Source organism: Azospirillum humicireducens (assembly GCF_001639105.2).
Classification (GTDB): Bacteria; Pseudomonadota; Alphaproteobacteria; order Azospirillales; family Azospirillaceae; genus Azospirillum; species Azospirillum humicireducens.
This window is the reverse complement of record NZ_CP015285.1, coordinates 849,207-870,492: the sequence shown is the minus strand read 5'-3', so window position 1 is coordinate 870,492 and position 21,286 is coordinate 849,207. Positions and strand designations below refer to the sequence as shown.

The following is a 21,286-nucleotide window of genomic DNA, read 5'->3' as shown; positions in this document are numbered from 1 at the left end:
GCGCAAACGGTGCGGCATGGAGGGACAGCGGGTTGCGATGACAGGTTCGTACTGAGACACGTCGTCCCGGTCGCTGCCCTAGTCAAATGAACAACTCGTCACTGCTTCGAAAGCCCCAATATCACTTTAAAACCGATCTAGAAGTAGAAATCCCCTCCACTTTCCGTTAATTCCTGCCGCTTTGCCTGGAAGTCCGGCATAATTGTTTCCAGCAAGCGCCAGAATCGCGCTGAATGATTGAGTTCCTGCAGATGGCAGAGTTCATGGGCCACGACGTAGTCAATCAAATCCAGCGGCGCCATGATCAGAAGCCAATTAAACCGGATAGCTCCCGCTTTGTCGCAGCTTGCCCATCTTTTTTCTTGTTCGCGGATTAGAAGCTTGGGTGGTGCAATCCCCAACTTCGCCGAATAGATGCCAACACGTTCAGGTAGCTTTGCTTGAGCCTGTTTCCGATACCAGCGTTTCAGGCCGCTGCGCACCGACAGGCGCGTCAACTCGGGAGAGAGGCCGGCCGTGACCGGAGCGATGAAGTATGCGCCTTTCAGGGAAACCTGTGTCGAAACAATCGAATCGTCCGGCTGGATCATCAGCCGGTAATGCCGTCCAAGATAGCGAAACGACTCGCCGTTCACGAACTCATGCCTGCCATGGAGGGTCCCCGTCTCTTCGAACCGGGCCTTCTTTTCCAATATCCAGGGAAGTTTCCGCCGGATGATGGGCAGGATATCAGCGTCCGGGACGTCGCAGGGTGCCAGCACGCGAAGCCCATCCGCGCCAAAGGACAGGGCCACCGTCTTTCGGCGCGCCGTTCGTTCCACGGTGAAGGAAATGGTCTCGTCACCGACCGTCAGGATGGTCGGTTGCCCCGCATCCATCACCGCACCATCCTGGCACGGGCCACATCCATGATCCTCACGGTCAATGCCTCCATTTCAGCCGGGGCAACCCCGGCAGTGCGCAATTCGGTCTTGATCGCCCGGCGCATCTGACGCTTCACGTCCTCCTTCTGGTGCCAGTCGATGACGGCAAGTTCCTCCAGCGCCGCGGCGATGGCCGTTGCCGGAGCCTCGGGAGACGGACCTACGGCATCCTTGATCAGACCGAAGATGGCGCCCGGCGTACCGCTCAGGCCGGCATCGTCCCGCTCGCCACGCCGTGCCGCACGAAATTCGCCGGCCAAGGCATCGAGTCGGTCCAGAGCGCTGGCCGCATCGATGCGGACTTCCCTGCGAAGGTCGATCAACCGTTGCAGCTTCGACCAGAGGGATTCGTACAGAACCGGATTCTCATCCCGGTGAACGTGGATTTCGTGGCGAAGAGCGTGTTCCATCTCGCTGGCCCGCGCCTCGTCCGATGCCAGCGCCTTCATCTGCGCCTGGAACTCGGGCGACAGGATGGACAGAGGCGCGAGAATCTGTTCCACGCCATCGGCGCGCATGTGTTTCTCGATCAGGTCCCCGACCAGCGCTCCATAATGGCGGACGCTCAGGTGGTCGTCCCGATAGCGCCGCCGGGCCTGGGCGCGGATGCGCGCCAACCACTTCAGGTCGGGCAGGAAAGGGTCTTCCAGAGCCGCCGGGTTCGGCAACACCATGTCCACCGCTTCGGCATAGCGCCTGAAGGCGAGGTCGAAGGCGGCGCGCACATCCTCCGGTTCCAGCAGCCCGATGCAGGACTCTTCGTCCGCCCGGTTCATCCCGTCGAAGAAGCGCATGGCAGCGCGGTGGCGGCTCCGCATCTGCTCGGTCTTCTGGCTGAGCGACAAAAGCGCTCCCGCCAGATCCTCGCTGTCGAAGAGGGCCAGGGCATCGGAGATCCGCTTGTTGTCACCCCAGTAATCGACGACGAGGCCATGCGTCTTGCGACCCTGCCGGCCGTCGGCGGTGCGGTTCACACGGGCGATGGCCTGAAGCAGCGTGTGCTCGCGCAACGGCGCGTCGAGATACATCACCTGCTCGACCGGAGCGTCGAATCCCGTCAGCAGCATGTCGCACACCACCAGGATCTTCAGCGGATCATCGTCATCCCTGAACCGCTCGATCATCCGGTCGCGATCCTTCGGCGTCAACTGGTGAGCCTTCAGGCGCGCCGTGTCGCCGTTCGAGGCGGACATGATGACCGCACTCTCCGGCCCGCCCAGCCGGTCCAACGCCTCCTTATAGGTGACGGCGGCGTCGCGGCTGACGGCGACGATCTGAGCCTTGAAACCGTTCGGCTCGATTGCCGCGCGATAATGGGCCAGCAGGTCCTTGCACACCTCAGCGATGCGCTGCGGCAGTTCGGCGACCGTCTGGGCCAGCGGCGCCTTGCGCTTCAGCTCCTCGAACTGCTCGTCCGTCAGGTCGGGACAGGCGGCGCGCAGCTCCCGTTCCAGGTCCCTGCCCTCGATCCGCAGATGCACGTCCCGCATCTCGTAGAAGATCGGAACCGTCGCCCCGTCCCGCACCGCCTGATCGATGGGGTAGCGGTGGATATAGTCGCCGAATTCTCGCAGCGTGCTGCGGTCCTTCTTGTCGATGGGCGTCCCGGTGAAGGCGATCATGCAGGCGTTGGGCAGCCCGGCCCGCATCCGTGCGGCCAGTTCGCGATACTGCGAGCGGTGCGCCTCGTCCACCATCACGAAGACGTTCGACGCCTGGGTGATGAAGGATGTCCGGCTGGGCACCGCGGTGTGGAACTTGTGAACCGTGGTCAGCACGGTGGTGCCGGCCCCGCCCGACAGCAGATCGCGCAGATGGTCGCCCGACTTCGCCTGGACCGGGTTGGGAAAGCCGCTGCGCAGGAAGGTGCCGGCGATCTGCTGATCGAGTTCGATGCGGTCGGTGACGATGACCAGCGTCGGGTTCGCCGCCATGGGCAGGCGGCGCAGTTTGGTCGCCAGAAACACCATGGTCAGCGATTTGCCGGAGCCCTGGGTGTGGTGGATCACCCCGCCCCGCTGGGCCGGGTCGCCGGCTCCTTCGATCCGCTTCACCGCCTCCTGGACGGCGATGAACTGTTGATAGCGGGCGAGCTTCTTGATGCGGCGGCCCTGCTCCGTTTCGAAGACGATGAAGTTGCGCACCAGATCCAGCAGGTTTACCGGCGCCAGAAGACCGGCGAGCAGCACGTCCTGCGCGCTCGGATCCCGCCCCAGACGGTTCATAAGGTCCGTGCGGGAGCGCGGGTAAGGCTCCTTCCACTCCGCCCAGTGGCGATAGGGGGTGCAGACGGTGCCGTATTTCGCCTCGCCCCGCGCCAGGACGATGCAGAGCTGCGCCATCTCGAACAGCCGGGGCGCGCCAAGTCCGACATAATCGCCGAGTCCCTGATAGCGCCCGAACTGCTCGATGCCGTCGCCGATGGGATCGGCGAGGCCGGGCGCCTTGCATTCGATAACGCAGAGCGGCAGACCGTTCACATAGATCAGGATGTCGGGAATGATCTCCTGCCGCGGGCCGCGCAGACGGATCCGGCGCGCATATTCGAAGCGGTTGTTCGCGGGCGTGTCGAAGTCGAGGAAGCGCACGGTCCGGTCCTGCCGCCGTCCGTCCGCGTCGGTCTGGCCGAGCGCGATGCCGAAGGTCAGCAGCGTGTGCCCCTTCTCGTTCGTCTCGATCAGATCGATGCCGGTCAGGCGGTTGACGGTGGACACGGCGCGGCGTGCATTGTCCTCGTCGATCCACGGATTCAGCCGCCGCACCGACTCCAACAGGCGGCCGTGCAGAACGGCATCCGCCGGTCCCTCCCGCAGGTCCGCCACAGCGTCCGGCGTCAGCGGGGCATAGCCCAGCACGTCCTCCAGAAGGGCGGCCGCCGGAAGCTCCACCTCGATCAGCTCTTCCTGTCGGCGCGCTTCGGTCATTCGGCGGCGGCCTCGTGCGGCGGAGCGGTCTCGAACCGGGCGATCATCGATGCCGGCAACCGGACCCGGCCGGACAGCAGTTCCTGCGCAAGTGCGTCCTTGGTGGCACGCAACTCCGACAGATGCGCACGTTCGGCCGCGATGCGCCGGTCGAACGCCTCACCAGCATCGGCGATGGCTATCTGTTCGTCGAGCGGGGGGAGAAGCAACTTGAGGCCTTTCAGTTCCTTGACGTTCAGATGCTGTTGTGCGAGGCCACCCTGCAAAACCGCAATCTGCCGCTTTGCCAATGATGAGTTGAGGAATTGGGTCAGAAACCCTGGAACGGCATTCTTACCTATCCTGGAGATAAGGATATCGATACAGTTTGCGCCATCGAGATCATCAGGAACAACAGCACTGATACCTGGAACCCCAGTCCGTACCGTTACAACATTGCCCGCCCTCAACTCGGACTTTTTATTTGCCTTATGAGCTTTCTCCGAAATAAGAACCATATTGGAGCGGTCAACTTGGTTTTCCTTTACATTCAGGGACCGAAGAGCAGGAACCCCAACGTCTGCGTATAGCGATGCAGGTTGAACAACGATGCCAACCTGTATGCTGAGACACGCCTCGTCATACCTGACCAGTTGCCATCCGGCCGGCATATGCGTAACGCCCTCGGCCACCCGCCCAAGCACCCACCGCTCAGGCAGCGGCACCATCCGCGCCCACTCTCCGGCCAACCCGCGCGTCAGCAGTTCGCGCATGACGGCGGTCTTGGCGTGCTCGACTTCCTTGATAAGGAGTTCGACCGCCTCGATAGCGCTGCATACTTCCGACAAGACGCTTGCAATTGCGCATTGTTCGCTCAACCGCGGCATCGGACGCCGAATGGAGCAGAAGTCGGAAAAGCTTGTCGTCCTCCGCTTCCCTTCTTTATTGGCCCCTTGAGAGAGGGCGGAGTAGACTTGGACGATCCTACGGTCTCGAAGCACCAAATCCAAAAAATCGGAGTTTACACTACCACTTGCACAGAAAGTAATGTAAGCCGGACTAACAATAGCTTCCTCGTGCCCGCGATACTTTCCAACCGCTCCATAATAAAGAGACATCGGCGCTGCCGAAAATTCTCCAGGCTTGAGAATTTTGTAGAGGCTTTGATCCTGGCTGGAGACTTCCTTCGTATAGGTTTCCGCCTGCGGAACAATACCGGACTTTGTAACACTCATAATTGGAAGGTTTGAGCGCGCGCGCCCGACTCTTCTGTCCGTCTCAAGACACACGCTGCCGAGTTGAACGGGAGTCCACCCAGAGGGCTGCCTAAACCACATATCCCATCTCCTTCAACAGCGCGTCCATGCGGGCGGCTGCTTCATCGCGCTTTGCCTCGACCTCGCGCAGACGAGCGAGAACGGCGGCGACGTCGATGGGTTCTTCCGGTTCCAGGGTGTCGATGTAGCGGCTGATGTTGAGGTTGTAGTCGTTCTCCGCGATCTCCGCCATCGGCACGACCCGGCAGAAGCGGTCCTCGTCCGTCCAGGCGCGGAAAGCGTCCACGATCCGGCGGATGTGGCCATCGGCCAGGATGTTCTTTTTCGGCCGCGGATCGAAACAATGGGCGGCGTGGACGAAAAGCACCTGCTTCTTCCGATTCGCCGCCTTGGCGCGGTTGAGGATCAAGATGGCAGCGGGAATGCCGGTACCGGCAAACAGGTTCTCCGGCAGGCCGATCACCGCCTCGACCAGATCGTGCTTCAGGATGCCCTCGCGGATGCGGCCGTCGCCGCTGCCGCGGAACAGAACGCCGTGCGGCATGACCACGCCGCAGACGCCGTTGTGGTTCAGCGTCGCCAACATGTGCTGGACGAACGCGAAATCGCCGGTGTTCTTGGGCGGCAGCCCATAGGGAAAGCGCTTCAGCGGGTCCTTGGCCGCCTCCTCGGCGCCCCACTGGTCCAGCGAGAAGGGCGGGTTGGCGATCACCCTGTCATACAGCATCAGGTTGCCGTCGGCGTCCAGCAGACGCGGGTTGCGGATGGTGTCGCCCTTTTCGATCCGCGCGTCCATCAGGCCGTGCAGCAGCAGGTTCATCTTGGCGATGGCCCAGGTGCCCAGGTTCTTCTCCTGGCCATGCAGGGTCAGGTTCAACGGCTCACCACCGCCCAGCAGGCGCCCCTTTCGGCGCAGCACATGTTCGGCCGACTGGATCAGCATGCCGCCGGACCCGCAGGTGGGATCGCAGACCCGCATGCCCTCCTGCGGGTCGAGCAGTTCGACCAGCAGATGCACGACCGTGTAGGGCGTGTAGAACTCGCCGCCCTTCTTGCCGGCGTCGTCGGCGAACTTCTCCATCAGGTATTCATAGGCGCGGCCCAGCATGTCCGGCTCGGCCAGATCGGCGTTGCGCAACGAGATGCGCGAGAAATGATCGATCAGCCGGGCCAGCACGCCTTCGCGGTTCTTGGGTTCGCCCAGGCGGGATTCGTCGAGGAAGTTGATGTTGCGCAGCACGCCGTCGATGACCGGGTTGGCCTCCTCCAGCGCGCCGCACGCCTTGTTCAGCTCGTCGCCGATATCGACGGTCAGCGTCTTCAACACCGGCCAGCGCGCGCGCTTCGGCACGAAGAACTGATGCTCGTCCGGGTCTTCCCAGGCGATCTCCGACTCCATTCCCTCGGCGATCAGCGCCTCCGCCTCCTCCTCGAAGCGGTCTGACAGGCGCTTCAGGAACAGGAAGCCGAAGATGTAATGCTTGTAGTCCGAACTGTCGATCGAGCCGCGCAGGATGTCGGCTGCGGCCCAGAGGTGGGTGTTCAGACGGTCGCTGGTCAGGGTCATATCTGTTCTCGGTCGTTCGGCGTCAGAAGATAGCGCACCGCAATGTTCAAGCCCAGGTCGCGGCGCATGTCGGCGGCATGGACGGCGTGACGGCAGGCCGCTTCGCTTTCGGCGATAAGCGCCGCCGCCCGGTGTTGGACGTCCATCGGCGGCACGGGAATGGGCAGGTCGGCCAAATCCCGCGCGGTGATGGAGATCTGGTTGGTCACGCCGCGCGAGATGCCGGCGATCAGCTTGGCGAAGGACCCGCTTTTCAGGATGGCGTACAGCACCGGCCCGAGGAGGAGCGGTCCGGGACGGATGACCAGCAGGTTAGCGCTCGCCACCGCGCCGGCCGCGTTCATTCCGACCCAGCCGACTTTCGGCGCCGATCCCTTTGCCGCTACAAGCACATCGTTAGGACGGACGACGTAACGTTCAATGGGTGTTTTGTCCGAAACCAGCAACAGGGCGACCGGCTCGGCCACGCCGACTTGTCCCTCTCCGATATCGCGCACCGTGATGAAGGGGATATCCGTACCGTTGGCCGGCGGATCGCCGCGTGGAGGCGCCATGCCCGCGAAGACCGCCTCGGCAACCTCGCCCAATGGCCTTAGTGGGCCGTTCGTCATTCACTATTTCTCCCTCATCCGTACGCTCACAACCTATTCCGGTGGCACAAAACCGTCAATCGTAGAATGCTATGCTATAACAAGCCCGAAGGAAATCGCGTCGGAACAGCGGACCACCCGTCGCCGGAATCAGTACGTAGAGTGCTACGCATAATTTTTCGTTGACAGTGTACCCCAATACCCCCATCGTTTGGGGCAGGGCGAGCCCGCCCCCGACAACCCAGGGGTTTCCGAAGATGATCAAGCGCTCCAGGAATAGCGGTGTCCGGCTGACGGCCAGCGATGCCGCGATCGTCAAAGGCATGCGGCAACGCGGCGACCGCCAGCACGACATCGCCTCGTTCTTTGGCGTCAATGCAGGACGAATCGCGGAAATCTGCACAGGGAAGCGGTTCGCCTCCGTAATGCCGGCCGAGTCTGAGAGCCTGCCGCCGCAGGGTCCCTACCTCACGCTCGCCCAGCGGTGGCGGAGCGAAACGCCGGCTCGCATGACCGGCCGGTGGTGAAAAACGCCATGGAACTCCTGACGTTCGACACTGTGATGCGCCGCGCAGAAAAGGCAACCAATCGCCATCTGCTGCTGGGCAACGGCTTCAGCATCGCGTTGAAGCCGGATATCTTCCACTATGCCTCGCTTTACGAGGCGGCTGACTTCAGTGCGGCACCGAAGGTCAAGGATCTGTTCGAGGCACTGGGCACGCGCGACTTTGAGACGGTCATCCGGCATCTGACGGATACGGCCAAGGTGGTTCGCGTCTACTGGCCGGAGCGGGTCAAAGCGATTGCCCGGCTCGAAGAGGACGCCGCCGCGATCAAGAACGCCCTGGTGTCGGCCATTGCCCGCAACCACCCCGCTCGGCCGTACGAGATCAGTCCCGAACAGTACGCCCATTGCCGGCACTTCCTGATGCCGTTCAAGCACATCTACACCCTGAACTACGATGTGCTGCTTTATTGGGCCCTGATGCAGACCGAGGTGGATGACCTCAAGCTTCTCCCCGATGACGGCTTCCGTCACCCGGAAAACGATCTGGATGCGCCCTACGTGTCCTGGCAAGAGGCAAATTCGCCGACCGTCCACTACCTGCACGGCGCACTCCACTTGTTCGACGCAGGGGCGGAAATCACCAAGTACACATGGTCGAAGACGGACGTTCCCCTGGTCGACCAGATCCGCCGGGCGCTGGACGATAGCAAGTATCCCATCTTCGTCACCGAAGGCACCAGCGCGAGCAAGCGGGCGAAGATCCTGCACAACGCCTATCTCCACAAAGCGCTACGCAGCTTTGAAGCTGTCTGCAAACCCGCGAACAGTGCCCTGGTCATTTTCGGCCATTCCCTCGCCGAGAACGACCAACACATCCTTCGCTGCATCGCCAAAGGCGCGATCGGTCAGGTCTTCGTCAGCTTGTATGGTGATCCGAACACGGCGGGGAACAAGGCGATCATCAAAGGGGCTTCCCGGTTGATGGCGGGACGGGAAAAGGACCGGCCTGCCGCGAAGCTCAACATCAGCTTCTTCGATGCCGCTTCGGCTGAGGTCTGGGGATAGGTCGCGATTGTGGGCAACCTATCCGCCCCGCGCATCATCGGCCCGCAACGCGCCGCGCAGGATCACGGTGATCGGCTCCCCAGCCTCCAGCGTGATTACCGGGGCGCGGTCGAGCAGGTCCTTGGTGACCTTGTCGAGCGGGCTGTCCAGGTTGCGGCCAAGCATTGCTCCGAGCAGGCTGCCACCTCCGGTCAGGGCGGCGGTTGTCAAATCCACGGCGGTGCTGGCGGCGATGAGCAGGCCGGTGCGGAACCACGGCACCTCCACATTGCCCGGTAGGCCGCTCGCTCCCGTGGTGTCGGCGATCATGGCGGCGACGGTGACGGTGTCGTTCTTCGGCCAGGGGCGGGTGATCACCGGGTTGGCGATATCGATGCGTTTCTGGCCGCGCGACATGGCGGGGGTATAGGCCATGCTCAGCATTGAACCGGCCGGTACCGCCAGACAGGAGAAGCCGGCGTCCCAGACGTCGCGGGTCACCATGGCGGTAACGATGCCGCCGTGTTCGCTCACCACCCGCGTGATGGTCTGCGCCGGGATCGGAGTGCCGGACGGCACAACACAAGCACCGTCGACCGACACGAAATCGGAGGCAGCGAGGCCCCCTTCACCGTTCTTCCCCTCCTCCTTGCGGCTCCAGCCGCCGACGCCGGCCTCCATCGCCTTCTTGCGCAGTTCGTCCTCCTTCGAGGCCGCCTTGGCCTGTGGCCGGGGCGGCGGCGGGGCGGGCTCCCTCTTCTCGATGCGGGGAGCCGGCGGCGGGAGCGGCTTGGGTGCCATGTCCTCGTAGCTGGGCAGCCGCGGCTCCGGCTGGGTCGGGCCGAGGGCGACCGACAGCTTCGGCAGGCCGCCGGCTCCCTGGCTGCGACCCAGCATGTAGGCCACCAACCCCAGCCCCATCACGACGGTCGCCACCAGCAGGATGCGGACGACGTGCGGGCCGGAGGTGATCACCCGGTGGCGGGCCAGCGGGTCGGGCGGCAGCGGCGGCGGGGTGTCGTTGACCGATGTCACGGGCGGGTCCTCCGGATATGCACCTCCTGCGCGCCGATCGCCAGCAGCAGGTGGTCGTGGATGCCGGCGACGCGGTAGGTGGCGTTCACCCGGCCGTACTGGACGGGGATGCGGGTGCCGTCGGCGCCGATGCGCCAGAGGATCGGCGCCCCGTAGGCGCCGAGCGCGCCGGGGGTGAAGTTGATGATGGTCACCTCGCCGTCGTCGCACACCGGCGGCTGGCCGTCGGCGGTCGGCACCGGCCGCCACTTCGGCGTGTCGCCGTCCAGCGTGTAGGTGCAGCGCCGATCCCGGTACGCCAGCTCGGTGGTGCGGTCGCTCCGGTCGCCAACCGTGCCTGAAACAGCCCCGGTTTGCCCGTTCAGCGTCGCGAGATAATCCTCGGGATAGCGCCAGCGCACCTCGACGTGGTGGGTGCGCTTGTGGGTCTCGACGTTGAGGTCGTATTTCCGTTCGCTGGTGAAGAGGGAGATCTGCTGGTTGAGGCCGGCCCGGCGCGGCATGAAGGCGATGCACTCGGTGCGCTGAACGCCCTTGCCGAAGCTGTAGGGTTGGTGGGGAATCCACACCTGTGCACCCGGCGCCACGATGTCGCGCACCACCTCGCCCGGCTTCAGGCAGACCAGCGTTTGGTTCCCCTCGGCCATGTAGACGAGGTACTGCAGGTCAGGCTGGTACCAGTATTCGCAACTCTTGCCCTTGAAGCAGGTCAGCGTCGGCAGGTCGAGGGCGGCCTCGTTGGCCTGCCCGACCCAACTGCGGGTCTGCGCCCGCGACGGCCGCGGCTCCGCCTTCTCCTTCGGCTCCCGCTCCATCGCCGTCGGCGGGATGTGCAGGTCGGCCAGGGTGTAGGGGCGCTGCCGAGTGGCGGGACCGGCGGTCGGCGCCGAGGGTGACTCGGTAGCGCAGGCGGCCAGCAGCGGCAGCGCCAGCAGGGAAACCGGGAGTCTCATGGCTGGGGCTCCATCGTCTCGGATTGGGGGATGGGGTGGGCTTTGGCCGGTTCCTTCGTCTCGGCCTTCAGCGGCGTGCCGCTGGGCTCGGAGAAGCCGGAGATCGACACGCCGTCGAGCGCGCCGTCGCGCGAGGGACCGTCCACGGTGACAACGGCGGCGCTCATCAGGGTCTTCGAGCGCGGCTTGAAGTCCCGGTACACCGTCTCCGTCCACACCACATAGAAAGCGGTAGCGCCGGTCTTCGGGTCGGCCTCGCGCTCCTGGACGCGGATGTCGGCGACGTCGCGGGTCCAGCCCTCGGCCGGGTCAAGGTCCGCCGCCAGCAGGGCGTCCCACTTGCGCTCGGCGCCGCCGGTCAGCCGGGCGCGGGCGGCGGCGCGGTCCCTGGCGCGCATCACCGGGTCGGTGCCGATCTGCCGCTGCCAGCGCACGAACCACTGGACGGCGTTGATCCGCGCGCCCTTGCTCACGGTGATGGTGTTGTCCAGCAGCACGAGGCGTTGGTGGCCGTCCATCTCCTGCTCGACGCGGTAGACCGGCTTGTACCGGGCGATCTCCACCAGCTTGCCGGCGATGCGCAGGTTGTCCCAGGTCATCAGCGTGCCCCAGGACAGGCCGAGCACCGCCAGGGCGAAGGTCCAGCGTTTCAGCCGCAGAGCCTTGGCTTCGCGACTGGCGCGATAGGTCATGGCAGCGAGGTACTTGGCGCTGTCGGGCACGGCCGCCGGTGGCGGGTCGTAGACGTTGACGACGCGCTCCTTCATGACGGGTCGATCTCCTTGTCGTCGGCGCGGCGATCCGTTCCGGGCGACTGGCCCGGCGGGTCCTGCGGCCGTTCGGTGGCGTTGGAGGCGGTGCGGCGCAACCACGACTCTTCGCCGCCCCATTGCTCGATCAGGCGGCTGGCCTGCCCGCGGGTGAGATTGGGATCGACGGTGCGGCCGGCGGCGAGGCGGTCGAGTTCGCCGCGCTGGGCATCGGTCATCGGCTTGTCCCAGCCGCTGCCGCGCGGGGCCGAAGCCCGGGAACCGCCGAAGCGGCCGGCCGGGTAACGGCGCCCGGCCGAGGTGCCGGTGGAATCACCGCCGGTCCCGCCACCAGCACTGCCGCCGGTGCTGCCGACAGACGCGGTTGCACCCGTCGTCACATGACGAAGGCCGCTCCACAATGCCGAGGCGCCGACGGCGAGGCTGCCGGGTGCCCCGGTGGTGGCGGCCGCCGCACCCGCCATGGTGCGCATGCCGAGCCAGCCGGCGGTCCACAGCGCGGCCAGCGCCGTCACGCCGTCCATCACCGGGCCGCCGTTCACCAGGCCGGCGGCGGCGCGCGGCGCCTTGATGGCGAGCACGAAGATCGCTGCCGCCAGCACCGCCACGCCGAAGGCCTGGGCCAGGGTCGGGGTGCCCTGGAAGGTCAGCGCCAACAGGGTGGCGCTGCACATCGCGATGATGCAGCCGAGCACGAGCAGCTTGAGCGCGGTGGCCGCGATGTAGCCAATGGCGCGCTCGGCCACGAAGCTGGTGGGACCGAGCAAGGCGAAGGGGATGGCGAGGTAGGCGGCCAGCGACAGCAGCCGGTATTCCAGAAAGGCGAGAAAGACCTGGATCGCCAGGACGCAGAAGCTGACGATCACGACCAGGGCGGCCAGCAGGAAGATGACGATCTCGACGAAGTTCAGGAAGAAATCGACCGGCCCGAGCATCTCCTTGACGCGCTGCATCAGCGGGATGACCGCCTGGATGCCGAGGTGGGCGATGTAGCCGGGATCGTCGAGGGCGAAGCCGCCGCCCGGCACGAGGTTGAGCCCCTGCTGGGCGGCGGCCTGCATCAGCGCCGCCGAGCCGGCGGGGAACCACTCGACCAGCGCGCCGACGGCGGCAAACTTCAGCAGCATGCGCAGGAAGGGGCCGTGCACCGCCGCCTTGCCCTCGAACAGCCAGAGCAGCAGCGCCAGCGTGTAGGACAGCATCATCAGCAGGCGCAAAGCGGTCTGCACGTCCGGCCCGAGCAGGCCAAGGCCGGTGACCACGGCGGCGGTGAGCTGATGCAGGACGACCGACAGGGCGCTGACGTCCATGGCCGGTCACTCCTGTACAGAGCGGGCCGGAACCGGCCGCTCATACCGGCCGATGCCCTCCCAGGCCGGGTTGCTGCGCTCCAGCCGTTCCAGGGCCGAAGCTCCCGTGTCGGAGCGGACGTAGAGGACCAGGGCCACGGCGCCGATGACGCTGACGAACAGCATGGCGCCGAGGGCGAGGAGAATGTGCCGGATGCCCATGGCTCAGCTCCCCGGTGCGCCGTAGGTGTCGAGGCCCTGCCAGTTGATGCGGGTGTGCTGGCGGGCGCGCTCGACGGCGGCCTGCTCGTAGTCGAGCTGGGCTTCCGCCGCCCGATGGTGGGCCGCCTGCATCATCAGGAGCTGGCCGGCGACCTCGGCGTTCAGCAGCGTCGCCTGGGTGCCGGCGTCGATGGCGCAGGTCTGGCCGTCGCACGCCTTCAGCGCCGCCATCAGCACCCGGGCGCGGGCCGGGTAGTCCTCGATCCCGGTCATCACGTCGGCCGAGACCAGCTTGCTCGCCCGGCTGGCGTCCCGGGCGAGACGCGCCTGTTCGGCCTGATGCTCCGCCAGCGCCGCGGCGCTCATCCCCTCGGGCAAGGCATCGGGGTAGAGGTCGGCGAACTGCTGGCCGACGCCGTCCAGGCTCCACAGCACCCGGTCCACCAGACCGGCCGCGCGGCGGGCGTCGCCAAGCCGGACGGCCACGTCGACGCGGGTGTCGAGATCCGAGAGGCGGCGCATGCGGATCATGTTGTCGATCTGGGTGAGCATGTGCGCGGTCTGGGCGATGATCTCGACTTCCTGGCGCTGCACCATGTCCTCGACGATGCGCGGCCGGCTCTCCACGATCGGGCAGCCGGGCGCCTGGGAGCCGCCGCTCCCCGTCACGCCGGATGCGGCCCCCATGGCGGCTCCGGCAGCTCCGCCGGTGACGTAACCGGCGACGACCGAAAGCGCGGTGCCGAACAGCCCATCGCCCTCCTCGGAGAAGCAGCCTCCTCCGCCACCACCGCCGAAGAAGCTGTTGAGCAGCCCGCCCAGGAAGGCGTGGGCCGGGGGCGGGCCGGCGGTCAGGCCGACCGTGAGGGCGAGCGCCGCCGTGGCGGCGCGCAGGGTGCGGGTCCTCATGGGGTTTCTCCTTCATGAAGCGTCTCCAGGGTGTCGGCGGCCTCGGCCAAGCCGTGACGGCGCAGCCATTCCGCGGCGAAGCGCTGCGACCCGGCCTCGGTCCTCAGTTCGAAGGCCCGGCGCTTGTGGGCCGCCCCGCCGCAGCCACAGACGGCCAATGCGGCAGGATCAAGGGTGAGCTGGCCGAGCCGGCTGCCCTCGGGCGTCTTGAAGAAGACGTCGCGGCGCGGCATGGCGCGGGCGACCTGCCCGGCCTGGGTGGCGTTCAGTCCCCAGTCGCGCAGAATGCTCCGCTTGGCGGCGTTGGGGTCGGCCAGCAGCACCAGGACCTGGATGGTCTTCAGCATCGCCGCGATGGCCGAGCCCTCGATGTCGTCGAGCTGGTGGGTGGCCAGCACGAGGGCCACGTTCTTCTTCGGGCCGCGCCGGCGCAGCTCGTCCAACTCGGCCGGCTGGTGCTTGAGCGCCTTGAACGCCTCGTCCACCAGGAACAGGGTCGGCCGGCCGTCCTCGAACAGCCGGTAGAAGCGGCGGAACAGCGCCCTGATCACCGGGGCGGCACCGGGGCCGCGGTCGATCAGCGCGCCGATGTCCACCGTGGTCCAAGCGGAGCCGAGAAAGCGATCCTCCGCCGCATCGACGAGGTCGCCGTAGGGGCCGCCGCGGCAGTAGGGCTCCAGCGCGATGCGGACGATGTTGTCCTGCACCAGATGGGCGAGGTGCGACAGCGTGCGTTCGGCCGGCGGTGAGACGGCCAGCAGGTGCAGGGCGGCGTCCACCACGTCGCCGGCTTCGGCCGCCGACAGGTTGCCCGGCGCCAGCACGCCCTGGAGGCGCAGCAGATCCATGACGAAGCCGTGGCCCCAGGCGAAGCCGTTGGGGGTGTCGACGTCGGCCAGCGGCTGCAAGGCGAGGTCGCCGAGCGCCCCGTCGCCGGAGCCCATGGAGAGGAACTCGCCGCCGGCCGCCCAGGTCGCCACCAGCGACGTGCTCTCGGTGGCGTCCACGTCGATCCACACCACGCGTCCATTTGGGACGCGGGCGAGGAACTGATGGCCCATGAAGGCGAGCACGGTGGATTTCCCGGTGCGCGGCGGGCCGATCACCAGCGCCGCCCCGTCCTGCCCCTGGTGGATGTCGAGCATCAGCGGGGTGCCGCCCTCGGCTTCCAACTGCATCAGCGGATCGCACTTGAGGTGCGGGTTGCGCTCGGGTCCGCCCCAGGCGGAGGAGAGGATGAGGAAGTCGGCGAGTTGGACCTGGGTCAGCGGCACCTTGCGCGGGTTGGGCCGCACATGGCCGGGCAGCGTGCCGTACCACGCGCGCTCGGCCCCCCAGGTCTCCTCGATGACGGTGAAGCCCAGCGTGCGCAGCGCCTTGACCAGCTCGTCGCGGCGTTCCTCCACCTCCTCCACCGAGCGGCCCCACAGCACGGCGGTCGGCGTCATCCAGCCCGAGCTGGTGCCGGCCTGTTCGGCTTCCAGGCGTGCGGCCTCGGCCTCCAGCGCCTCCATCACGCCGACCGGGTCGTGGCGCAGGGCGGCGTAGCCGCCGACGGCGCGCAGCAGAACGGAGCGCCAGTCGTAGGAGGTGTCGTCGTGCTTGCGCCAGAGGGCGGCGAAGACGCCGCGGGCCTGGACGTGGTCCATCGCCTCGAAGCGCACCGACCAGCGGAACTCGAACGGCAGCTTGTCCAGCACGTTGAGCAGGCCGGGATGGCTGACTTTGGGATAGCCGCCGATGCCGATCATGCGGACCGGCCACTCGGCCCCGCCGTTGCTCCAGGCCGGGAACGAGCCGGGCTTGAAGCCGACGTCCACGAGGTTGGCCTTGATCGGAAACCCCGGAATGTCGGGGGCGGTGACGTGGCGCTGGTAGAAGGGCGAGACACAGTTGTGCAGCAAGGTCTGCACTCCGTCGTCGTCCAGCATCCTAGCCCAGCCGACGGCGCGGCCGAGCAGGGAGGCGAACTGGAGCACGAGCTGGCGGAAGGGCTCGACGTGGTCGCGCATGACGTCGGGCTTGACGCGTTCGGGTGGGTTGCGGGTGAACCAGGACGCCACGGTGCGGGTCGTCGGCCGGGACGGCGTATACGTGATCGCCACGAAGGTGCGGGTGCGAAGCTGCCGGCCGGTGTCGTCGAGGCGGTCACGCCGCTCCCGATCAATCAGCTCGGACACCGGGTGCGTTCCGGTGGAGCGCGGATAACCACCGACCTCGCGCCGCTGCATCTCGAAATGGAAGGTCCAGCCGCCGGTGAAGGGGAACAGCACGTTGCCGGCGGCCAGCGCCGTCTGCATCCGCTCGGCCGGGTCCTGACCGTCCTGGTCGCGTCCGCCGTACTCGACGACGGCCATCAGCGCGCCATCTTCCTCCAGCAGCACCACGCCGGGCCAGACGAAGCAATCCCACGGCAGGTGCCGGGACAGGGAATCGAAGCCGTCGTCGAAGGCGGTCAGGTCGAGCATGCCTCACCTCGGGGCGCGGTAGGAGGAGAGGGATAGCGAGCGGCCGCGGGTGCGCAACGCCCGCAGCAGCCAGGCCGAGGCGTTCTGGCGGACGATCTCCAGCCACCAGGGATCGCGGCGCGTCAGGTAGCGCGCCGTCAGGAAGACGAGCAGGAACCCCGCCACCGCCTGCGGGATGGCGCTGAGCGCCAGCCACAGCTCCGCGGCCAGCCAGACGGCGATGGCCAGCAGTTCCATCGGCACGCCGAGCGGCATCTTGGTCGGCCGCACCGAGGTGCGGCGCACCGGCTTCTCCCAGCCATCGGGGACCGACGGCGGCGGCAGCGGGGTCTCCACGACTCAGCCCCCCGCCAGCGCGATGATGGCGTCGCGGGCACCGTAGGCGGCGGCACCGGCCACGGTGAAGACGAAGACCACCACCCCGGCGATGCGGGAGAACATCGCCGCCACCAGCGCCAGCAGCAGCCCGGCGGTGACGGCGATTGGCACGAAGTTGGTGTCGAACACCGCCTGCCAGGACAGCAGTTCCGCGCCGAGATTGGCGATCACTTGGGCGCGCGCCGGCTGCGCCGTCCACGCCAGCACCAGCGCCAAGGCCACTCCCCGGCGCGCGTTACCGTTGCTCCGCATCATCACCTCCACCGTCAAACTCCCTCGCCCCCAGCGGGCGGAGGACGAACCCCCGGTCCGGGTCGAAGCGCTCGACCCGGACGATCTCGTTGACGAAGCGCTTGCCCGTGCGGTCACGGGCGAGGTGCACCACCGCGTGCACCGCCTTGGCGATCCAGCGCATCTGCAGGGCGTCCATGGCGACGCCACCGAGGCCGACCATCTGGGCGATGCGGTCGAGCGCGTCCCAGGCGGAGCCGGCGTGCACGGTGCACAGCCCCGGATGCCCGGTGGTCCAGCCGACCACCATCTGCCGCGCCTCGGCCCGGCGCACCTCGCCGAGCACCAGGTGCGTCATCGGCACGCGCAGCGCGTTGGCGACCAGCGTCTCCAGGGTGACCGGCGGATCGGCCCACGGGTCAGCGATCATGGCGTAGGCGTGCGGGCACGGCGGCTCGAACTCGTAGGGGTCCTGGAGCACCGCCGGCAGGCCCTCCCGGAAGGCCGGTTCCTCCAGGCAGGCGCGCAGCAGCGTCGTCTTGCCGGTGTCCACGTCGCCGGCGATCACCACGGTGCGGCGCCCGTCGATCAGCCGGCGGATAAGCCGCGCCTGGAGTGTTGTCGCGGCGCCGGAGAGCACCCAGTCGTCGAGCGTGATGCGGCCGCGGTAGGGCTTGCGGATCGAGCAGGCCGGGCCGGTGGTGACCGGCTCGATGTCGGCGTGAATGCGCTCGCCGGTCTCCGGCAGGGTGACGTCGAGGGTCGGGCGGTCGCGGCGCAGCTCCTTGCGCTGGAAGCCGGCGACGTAGGCGAGGAAGCGGCGCACCTGATCGGGGTCGGCCTCGCGCACGAACTCCGGCGACGGGCCGTTCTTGACCAGAACCCGGCAGGTGCCCTGACCGCGCAACGGCGGCAGCACCAGGACGTTGGCGACGTCCTCACGGGAGAGCAGGTCGCCGAACAGCCCGTCCATCAGCCGGCGCAGGGCCAGCAGCAGCATCTCGCGCCGCGCCGGCTCGTCGATGACCACCAACTCGGTCATGCCCCGGCCTCCTTCGGGTGGAAGCCGTCGCGCACGCTGGGCACCGTGCGCCGGGGATGGCCGAGCTGTTCCAGGATCGCCGCCTTGGTCGCGGCCACATCCGCCGGGTCGAGGTCATGCACGAGGTTGAGGACCGCGACCACGGTGATCAGCAGGTCGTCGATGCGGGCGACGGTGGCCTCCAGCCGCTCGGTCTTCGCCCGCTCGTTGGCGATGGCGTCCAGCCCCTTGTCGAGCACATGGATCACCGCGTCGCTCAGCGTGCGCAGCCCCTGACGGGCCTGGACCAGGGCGATCTGATCGGCCAGTGGCACCGGCACGCGGGCGGAGACCGGGCGGGTGGCGGTGGGATCGGGGGTGTCCGTCATGTCCAGACCTTTGGGGGTTTGCCGGGGCGCCGGGGGGCCGATGGCACACCACTCTCGGGGGCCGGGCCATTGGCGCCGAACCAGCGGTTGGCGTCGGGGTTGGGACTCCAGGCCGCCGCGGCGCGGCCGTAGAGCGGGCGCCAGCGCGGATCGGCGTAGGGGTGCAGGCGGGCGGCGCGGATGGGCTTGCCGTAGCCGAAGACGATCAGGTCGTCCCCGCCCATCTCCAGCGCCTCATGCATCGGCATCACCGGCCGGCGGTCCACCCGCACGCCGCGGCTGACGGTGGGGAAGAGGTCGAGCAGCTCCTTGGAGGTCGAGCGGGTCGGCACCTCCTCGATGGCCTCGCCGACCATCCGGCTGATCCGCTCGGCCTCGTCCGACGAGTTGGGGCGGAAGACCACCAGCCGGCAGTTGGCGGTGAGGCCGCGGCCGTACTCCTCCTCCACCTCCCACAGGCTCTGCGCCAGCAGCAGCAGGCGGATGCCGTATTCGCGGACGTACTTGATCCACTCCGCCGCCTCGCGGAGGTGGAACTGCAGGAACTCGTCGAGCACCACCAGCAGCCGCCAGCGCCGCGCCCGGCCGTCGTCGGCGAGAGCGCGGTCGATGGTGAGGAAGTCCACCATCTGCGTCAGGATCAGCTTGAACACCCGGCGAAGCCGCCGGGCGTCGAGCGGGCGGGCGACGATGTAGAGGGTGACCGGCCGTTCGCCGGCCACGAGGTCGGATATCGAGAAGTCGCTGGCGGCGGTCTGCGCCTCCAGGACGGAATCCTCGAACTCGGCCAGCAGCACCGATGCGGTGACGTAGACCGACTTGCGGTAGTGCAGGCTCTTGTCGGGCGGGGTGGAGCCGCCGCCCGGCCGCCCCTTCCCCTCGCCGCTGCCGCGCTCCTCGGCAAGCGCCAGACTCTTGTCCCACAGCTCCTGGGCGGCGCGCTGGGCGGTCGGGTGGATGCCCTCGGCCAGCATCAGCGTCAACCCGTCGTCGCCGAGCAGGATGTGCCGGCGCGCCCCGGCCAACGACTTCTCGGAATCGGCCGCCGCGGTGAGCAGGAAGACGAAGACGCCGGCGAGGTAGGAGAAGGCGGCGTTGCGCCAGTGCCCCTCCTGCTCGCCCTCGGTGAGGACGCGGGCGGCGTGCTGGCAGTCGGGGACGAGGTACGGCTCCGGCCGCACCGCCATCAGCGGGTTGTAGCGGGGGCCGCCCCGGCGGGCGAGGTCGAGCACGACGACGTCGCCGAAGCGGGTGCGGGCGCGGCTGGTGTCCTCGGTGACCGAACCCTTGAAGTCCCAGACCACCGCGCTCTCGTCCCAGGCGGCGAGCAGTGTCGGATGCACGGTGGTGGTGGTCTTGCCCGAACCGGTCGGGCCGATCACCAGCACCGGCTGCATGGTGCGCTCGTGCAGCAGGTCGCGGCCGTAGGCGCCGAGAATGACGGAGGAACGGTCGGTCATCGCCGTTCCCCTCCCAGCAGGCCGCTGCGGCGCACGGCGGCGCGGTCGGCCCAGCGGCCGGCGCCGAACCCCGGCCGGCGGGTGCCCCGGAGGTCGAGGACGACGCGGGCACCCAGCGCCAGCGCGCAGAGGCCCGACACCACGGTGGCGCCATCGACGATCCAGCGGTGACCAGGGGCCAGCAGCCCGCGCCAGCCGAGAAACTGGCCGGGTCCGTACAGGGCGATGGGACCGACGCGCAGCCCACCGAAGACCGGGGGCCAGGCGAACAGCCAGCCGGTCAGCTCGGTGATGGCGAAGACGGCGGCGAGCCAAACCAGCAGCAGGGTTGCGACGCGGCGGATGGAAGCGGTCACAGCTCGCGCCCTCCCAGATCGTGGAGGTCGTCGCGCCCGGCCTCACGGCCACGCTGCTGCTCGCGCAGCCGCTGCATCTCGACAAGCTGGCGCTCAAAGTCGCGGCGCTCGCGCTCGGTCATGTAGCCGAGGCGGTCGGTGGTCACCTCGACGGCGTCATGGCGCAGCCAGCGTGAGACGACGTCCGGATCGAGGTGGAGGTCGCGGTCGTGCTGGACTCCGCGCACCATGATGTGCAGGTGCTGGTTGCCCTCCGGGTGGGCCATGTCGGGCTTGCGCTCGACCGAGGCCACCCACTCAAGCGGGCCGACCCGGCGTTCCCAGGCGGCGACGACGTCGCGGCCGTAGGACACCATGTCGTCGATGCGGTGCCCGTCGTTCGGGCTGACGATGAGGTGGAACACCCGGCGGTCGGCCGACCACGCGTCCACGATCCCGGCGGTGTCGATGCCCAGCCGCTCGCGGTCGAACAGCGGCCCCTCCTTGGCGAGGTAGTTGGCCAGCGCCGAGACGGTGTTCGGGTAAGCCCCGCGGGCGCGGTCGTGGTAAAGCACCTTGACCATGACCGGGCGGGCGTAGGGACCGGCCTGCGGCGGTGCCCCCTTGACGCGGACCTTCTGCATCGGCCGGCGGGTGTAGGCGCGGGCCAGGCGGCGACCGCGGTCGGCCAGCGCCTTCATGCGCGCCTTGAAGCCGTCGTCGTCGAGGATGCCGCCGAACAGGCCGAACCGTTTTCCCATGCTCCACCCCACAGATCACCGGACACAAATCCGACATGATCATCGTTGAGCCGTGCGCCGGTATTTCTCAATTTCCCGGAGGTGTTAAGAGGATTGGCACGTTGAATGCGCCTGAATTCCCAAGCATATCTGGAATACAGATAAGCTGTTGATCTGGAACTGGACGAAACGGCGGCGTATACACTCTTTTATCTTGCTGAATAGTCCTTCTTAACACCCCAACAACCTTCGCATATTCTTTCCGATGGCCGCC

At 67.4% G+C, this 21,286-nt stretch carries 21 protein-coding genes; 2 read left to right on the top strand and 19 right to left on the bottom strand.

The genetic code is table 11. From position 1 onward, the window contains the following. Positions 1 to 137: 137 nt before the first annotated feature. The 5 genes from A6A40_RS03995 to A6A40_RS03975 all read right to left on the bottom strand — a co-directional run bounded on the left by A6A40_RS03995 (position 138) and on the right by A6A40_RS03975 (position 7,281). Positions 138 to 878, bottom strand: a complete 741-nt coding sequence (locus A6A40_RS03995) for a M48 family metallopeptidase (RefSeq protein WP_082860717.1) — start codon at positions 876 to 878, stop codon at positions 138 to 140. Further along, positions 878 to 3,847 carry a type I restriction endonuclease subunit R gene (locus A6A40_RS03990; RefSeq protein ID WP_063634214.1) on the bottom strand — a complete coding sequence of 990 codons (2,970 nt, stop codon included), beginning with the start codon at positions 3,845 to 3,847 and terminating at the stop codon, positions 878 to 880. Before A6A40_RS03990 ends, A6A40_RS03995 begins: the two co-directional genes overlap by 1 nt. Then, positions 3,844 to 5,061, bottom strand: a complete 1,218-nt coding sequence (locus A6A40_RS03985) for a restriction endonuclease subunit S (RefSeq protein WP_158279275.1) — start codon at positions 5,059 to 5,061, stop codon at positions 3,844 to 3,846. The genes A6A40_RS03990 and A6A40_RS03985 overlap by 4 nt, the downstream gene beginning before the upstream one ends. A 91-nt stretch (positions 5,062 to 5,152) precedes the next feature. Continuing rightward, a complete protein-coding gene (locus A6A40_RS03980; protein ID WP_063634212.1) occupies positions 5,153 to 6,670 on the bottom strand; it encodes a type I restriction-modification system subunit M in 1,518 nt (505 codons plus the stop codon). After that, positions 6,667 to 7,281: a restriction endonuclease subunit S gene (locus tag A6A40_RS03975; protein ID WP_082860715.1), complete on the bottom strand. Its 615-nt coding sequence runs from the start codon at positions 7,279 to 7,281 to the stop codon at positions 6,667 to 6,669. The genes A6A40_RS03980 and A6A40_RS03975 overlap by 4 nt, the downstream gene beginning before the upstream one ends. A 236-nt stretch (positions 7,282 to 7,517) precedes the next feature. Here A6A40_RS03975 and A6A40_RS03970 point away from each other — a divergent pair, with 236 nt between their 5' ends. Both A6A40_RS03970 and A6A40_RS03965 read left to right on the top strand, forming a co-directional pair. Next, entirely contained in the window at positions 7,518 to 7,787 is a 270-nt protein-coding gene (locus tag A6A40_RS03970; protein WP_063634210.1) for a hypothetical protein, read from the top strand. An 8-nt stretch (positions 7,788 to 7,795) separates the two neighbouring features. Further along, a complete protein-coding gene (locus tag A6A40_RS03965) occupies positions 7,796 to 8,833 on the top strand; it encodes a DUF4917 family protein (RefSeq protein WP_063636109.1) in 1,038 nt (345 codons plus the stop codon). 18 nt (positions 8,834 to 8,851) lie between these two features. Here the strand turns inward: A6A40_RS03965 and A6A40_RS03960 are convergent, their stop codons facing one another. Genes A6A40_RS03960 through A6A40_RS03895 form a run of 14 tightly spaced genes read right to left on the bottom strand, consistent with a single transcriptional unit; the run spans position 8,852 to position 21,033 of the window. After that, positions 8,852 to 9,847 carry a TraB/TrbI/VirB10 family type IV secretion system protein gene (locus A6A40_RS03960; RefSeq protein WP_063634209.1) on the bottom strand — a complete coding sequence of 332 codons (996 nt, stop codon included), beginning with the start codon at positions 9,845 to 9,847 and terminating at the stop codon, positions 8,852 to 8,854. Then, a complete protein-coding gene (locus A6A40_RS03955; RefSeq protein ID WP_063634208.1) occupies positions 9,844 to 10,800 on the bottom strand; it encodes a TrbG/VirB9 family P-type conjugative transfer protein in 957 nt (318 codons plus the stop codon). Before A6A40_RS03955 ends, A6A40_RS03960 begins: the two co-directional genes overlap by 4 nt. Beyond that, on the bottom strand, positions 10,797 to 11,567 hold the full coding sequence (locus A6A40_RS03950; protein WP_063634207.1) for a hypothetical protein: 771 nt from the start codon (positions 11,565 to 11,567) through the stop codon (positions 10,797 to 10,799). Before A6A40_RS03950 ends, A6A40_RS03955 begins: the two co-directional genes overlap by 4 nt. Beyond that, positions 11,564 to 12,880 (bottom strand): type IV secretion system protein, encoded by a 1,317-nt coding sequence (locus tag A6A40_RS03945; RefSeq protein WP_063634206.1) that lies wholly within the window; start codon positions 12,878 to 12,880, stop codon positions 11,564 to 11,566. The genes A6A40_RS03950 and A6A40_RS03945 overlap by 4 nt, the downstream gene beginning before the upstream one ends. 6 nt (positions 12,881 to 12,886) lie before the next feature. Continuing rightward, positions 12,887 to 13,081 carry a hypothetical protein gene (locus A6A40_RS03940; RefSeq protein WP_063634205.1) on the bottom strand — a complete coding sequence of 65 codons (195 nt, stop codon included), beginning with the start codon at positions 13,079 to 13,081 and terminating at the stop codon, positions 12,887 to 12,889. A gap of 3 nt (positions 13,082 to 13,084) precedes the next feature. Continuing rightward, positions 13,085 to 13,990, bottom strand: a complete 906-nt coding sequence (locus A6A40_RS03935; protein ID WP_063634204.1) for a hypothetical protein — start codon at positions 13,988 to 13,990, stop codon at positions 13,085 to 13,087. Continuing rightward, entirely contained in the window at positions 13,987 to 16,458 is a 2,472-nt protein-coding gene (locus tag A6A40_RS03930) for a hypothetical protein (protein ID WP_063634203.1), read from the bottom strand. The genes A6A40_RS03935 and A6A40_RS03930 overlap by 4 nt, the downstream gene beginning before the upstream one ends. Positions 16,459 to 16,461: 3 nt before the next feature. Next, entirely contained in the window at positions 16,462 to 16,794 is a 333-nt protein-coding gene (locus tag A6A40_RS03925; RefSeq protein WP_063634202.1) for a VirB3 family type IV secretion system protein, read from the bottom strand. Between the two features lie 3 nt (positions 16,795 to 16,797). Beyond that, the gene (locus A6A40_RS03920; RefSeq protein ID WP_236783725.1) at positions 16,798 to 17,091 is read right to left on the bottom strand and encodes a hypothetical protein; all 294 of its coding nucleotides are present in this window, start codon (positions 17,089 to 17,091) and stop codon (positions 16,798 to 16,800) included. Beyond that, positions 17,072 to 18,109: a CpaF/VirB11 family protein gene (locus A6A40_RS03915; RefSeq protein WP_063634200.1), complete on the bottom strand. Its 1,038-nt coding sequence runs from the start codon at positions 18,107 to 18,109 to the stop codon at positions 17,072 to 17,074. The genes A6A40_RS03920 and A6A40_RS03915 overlap by 20 nt, the downstream gene beginning before the upstream one ends. Continuing rightward, positions 18,106 to 18,477, bottom strand: coding sequence for a translin family protein (locus A6A40_RS03910; RefSeq protein ID WP_063634199.1), 372 nt, complete (start codon positions 18,475 to 18,477; stop codon positions 18,106 to 18,108). The genes A6A40_RS03915 and A6A40_RS03910 overlap by 4 nt, the downstream gene beginning before the upstream one ends. Beyond that, positions 18,474 to 19,937, bottom strand: a complete 1,464-nt coding sequence (locus tag A6A40_RS03905) for a type IV secretory system conjugative DNA transfer family protein (RefSeq protein WP_063634198.1) — start codon at positions 19,935 to 19,937, stop codon at positions 18,474 to 18,476. The genes A6A40_RS03910 and A6A40_RS03905 overlap by 4 nt, the downstream gene beginning before the upstream one ends. Beyond that, complete coding sequence (locus A6A40_RS03900) at positions 19,934 to 20,293, bottom strand: hypothetical protein (RefSeq protein ID WP_063634197.1); 360 nt, start codon at positions 20,291 to 20,293, stop codon at positions 19,934 to 19,936. The genes A6A40_RS03905 and A6A40_RS03900 overlap by 4 nt, the downstream gene beginning before the upstream one ends. Continuing rightward, a complete protein-coding gene (locus A6A40_RS03895; protein ID WP_063634196.1) occupies positions 20,290 to 21,033 on the bottom strand; it encodes a hypothetical protein in 744 nt (247 codons plus the stop codon). The genes A6A40_RS03900 and A6A40_RS03895 overlap by 4 nt, the downstream gene beginning before the upstream one ends. Positions 21,034 to 21,286: the final 253 nt, after the last annotated feature.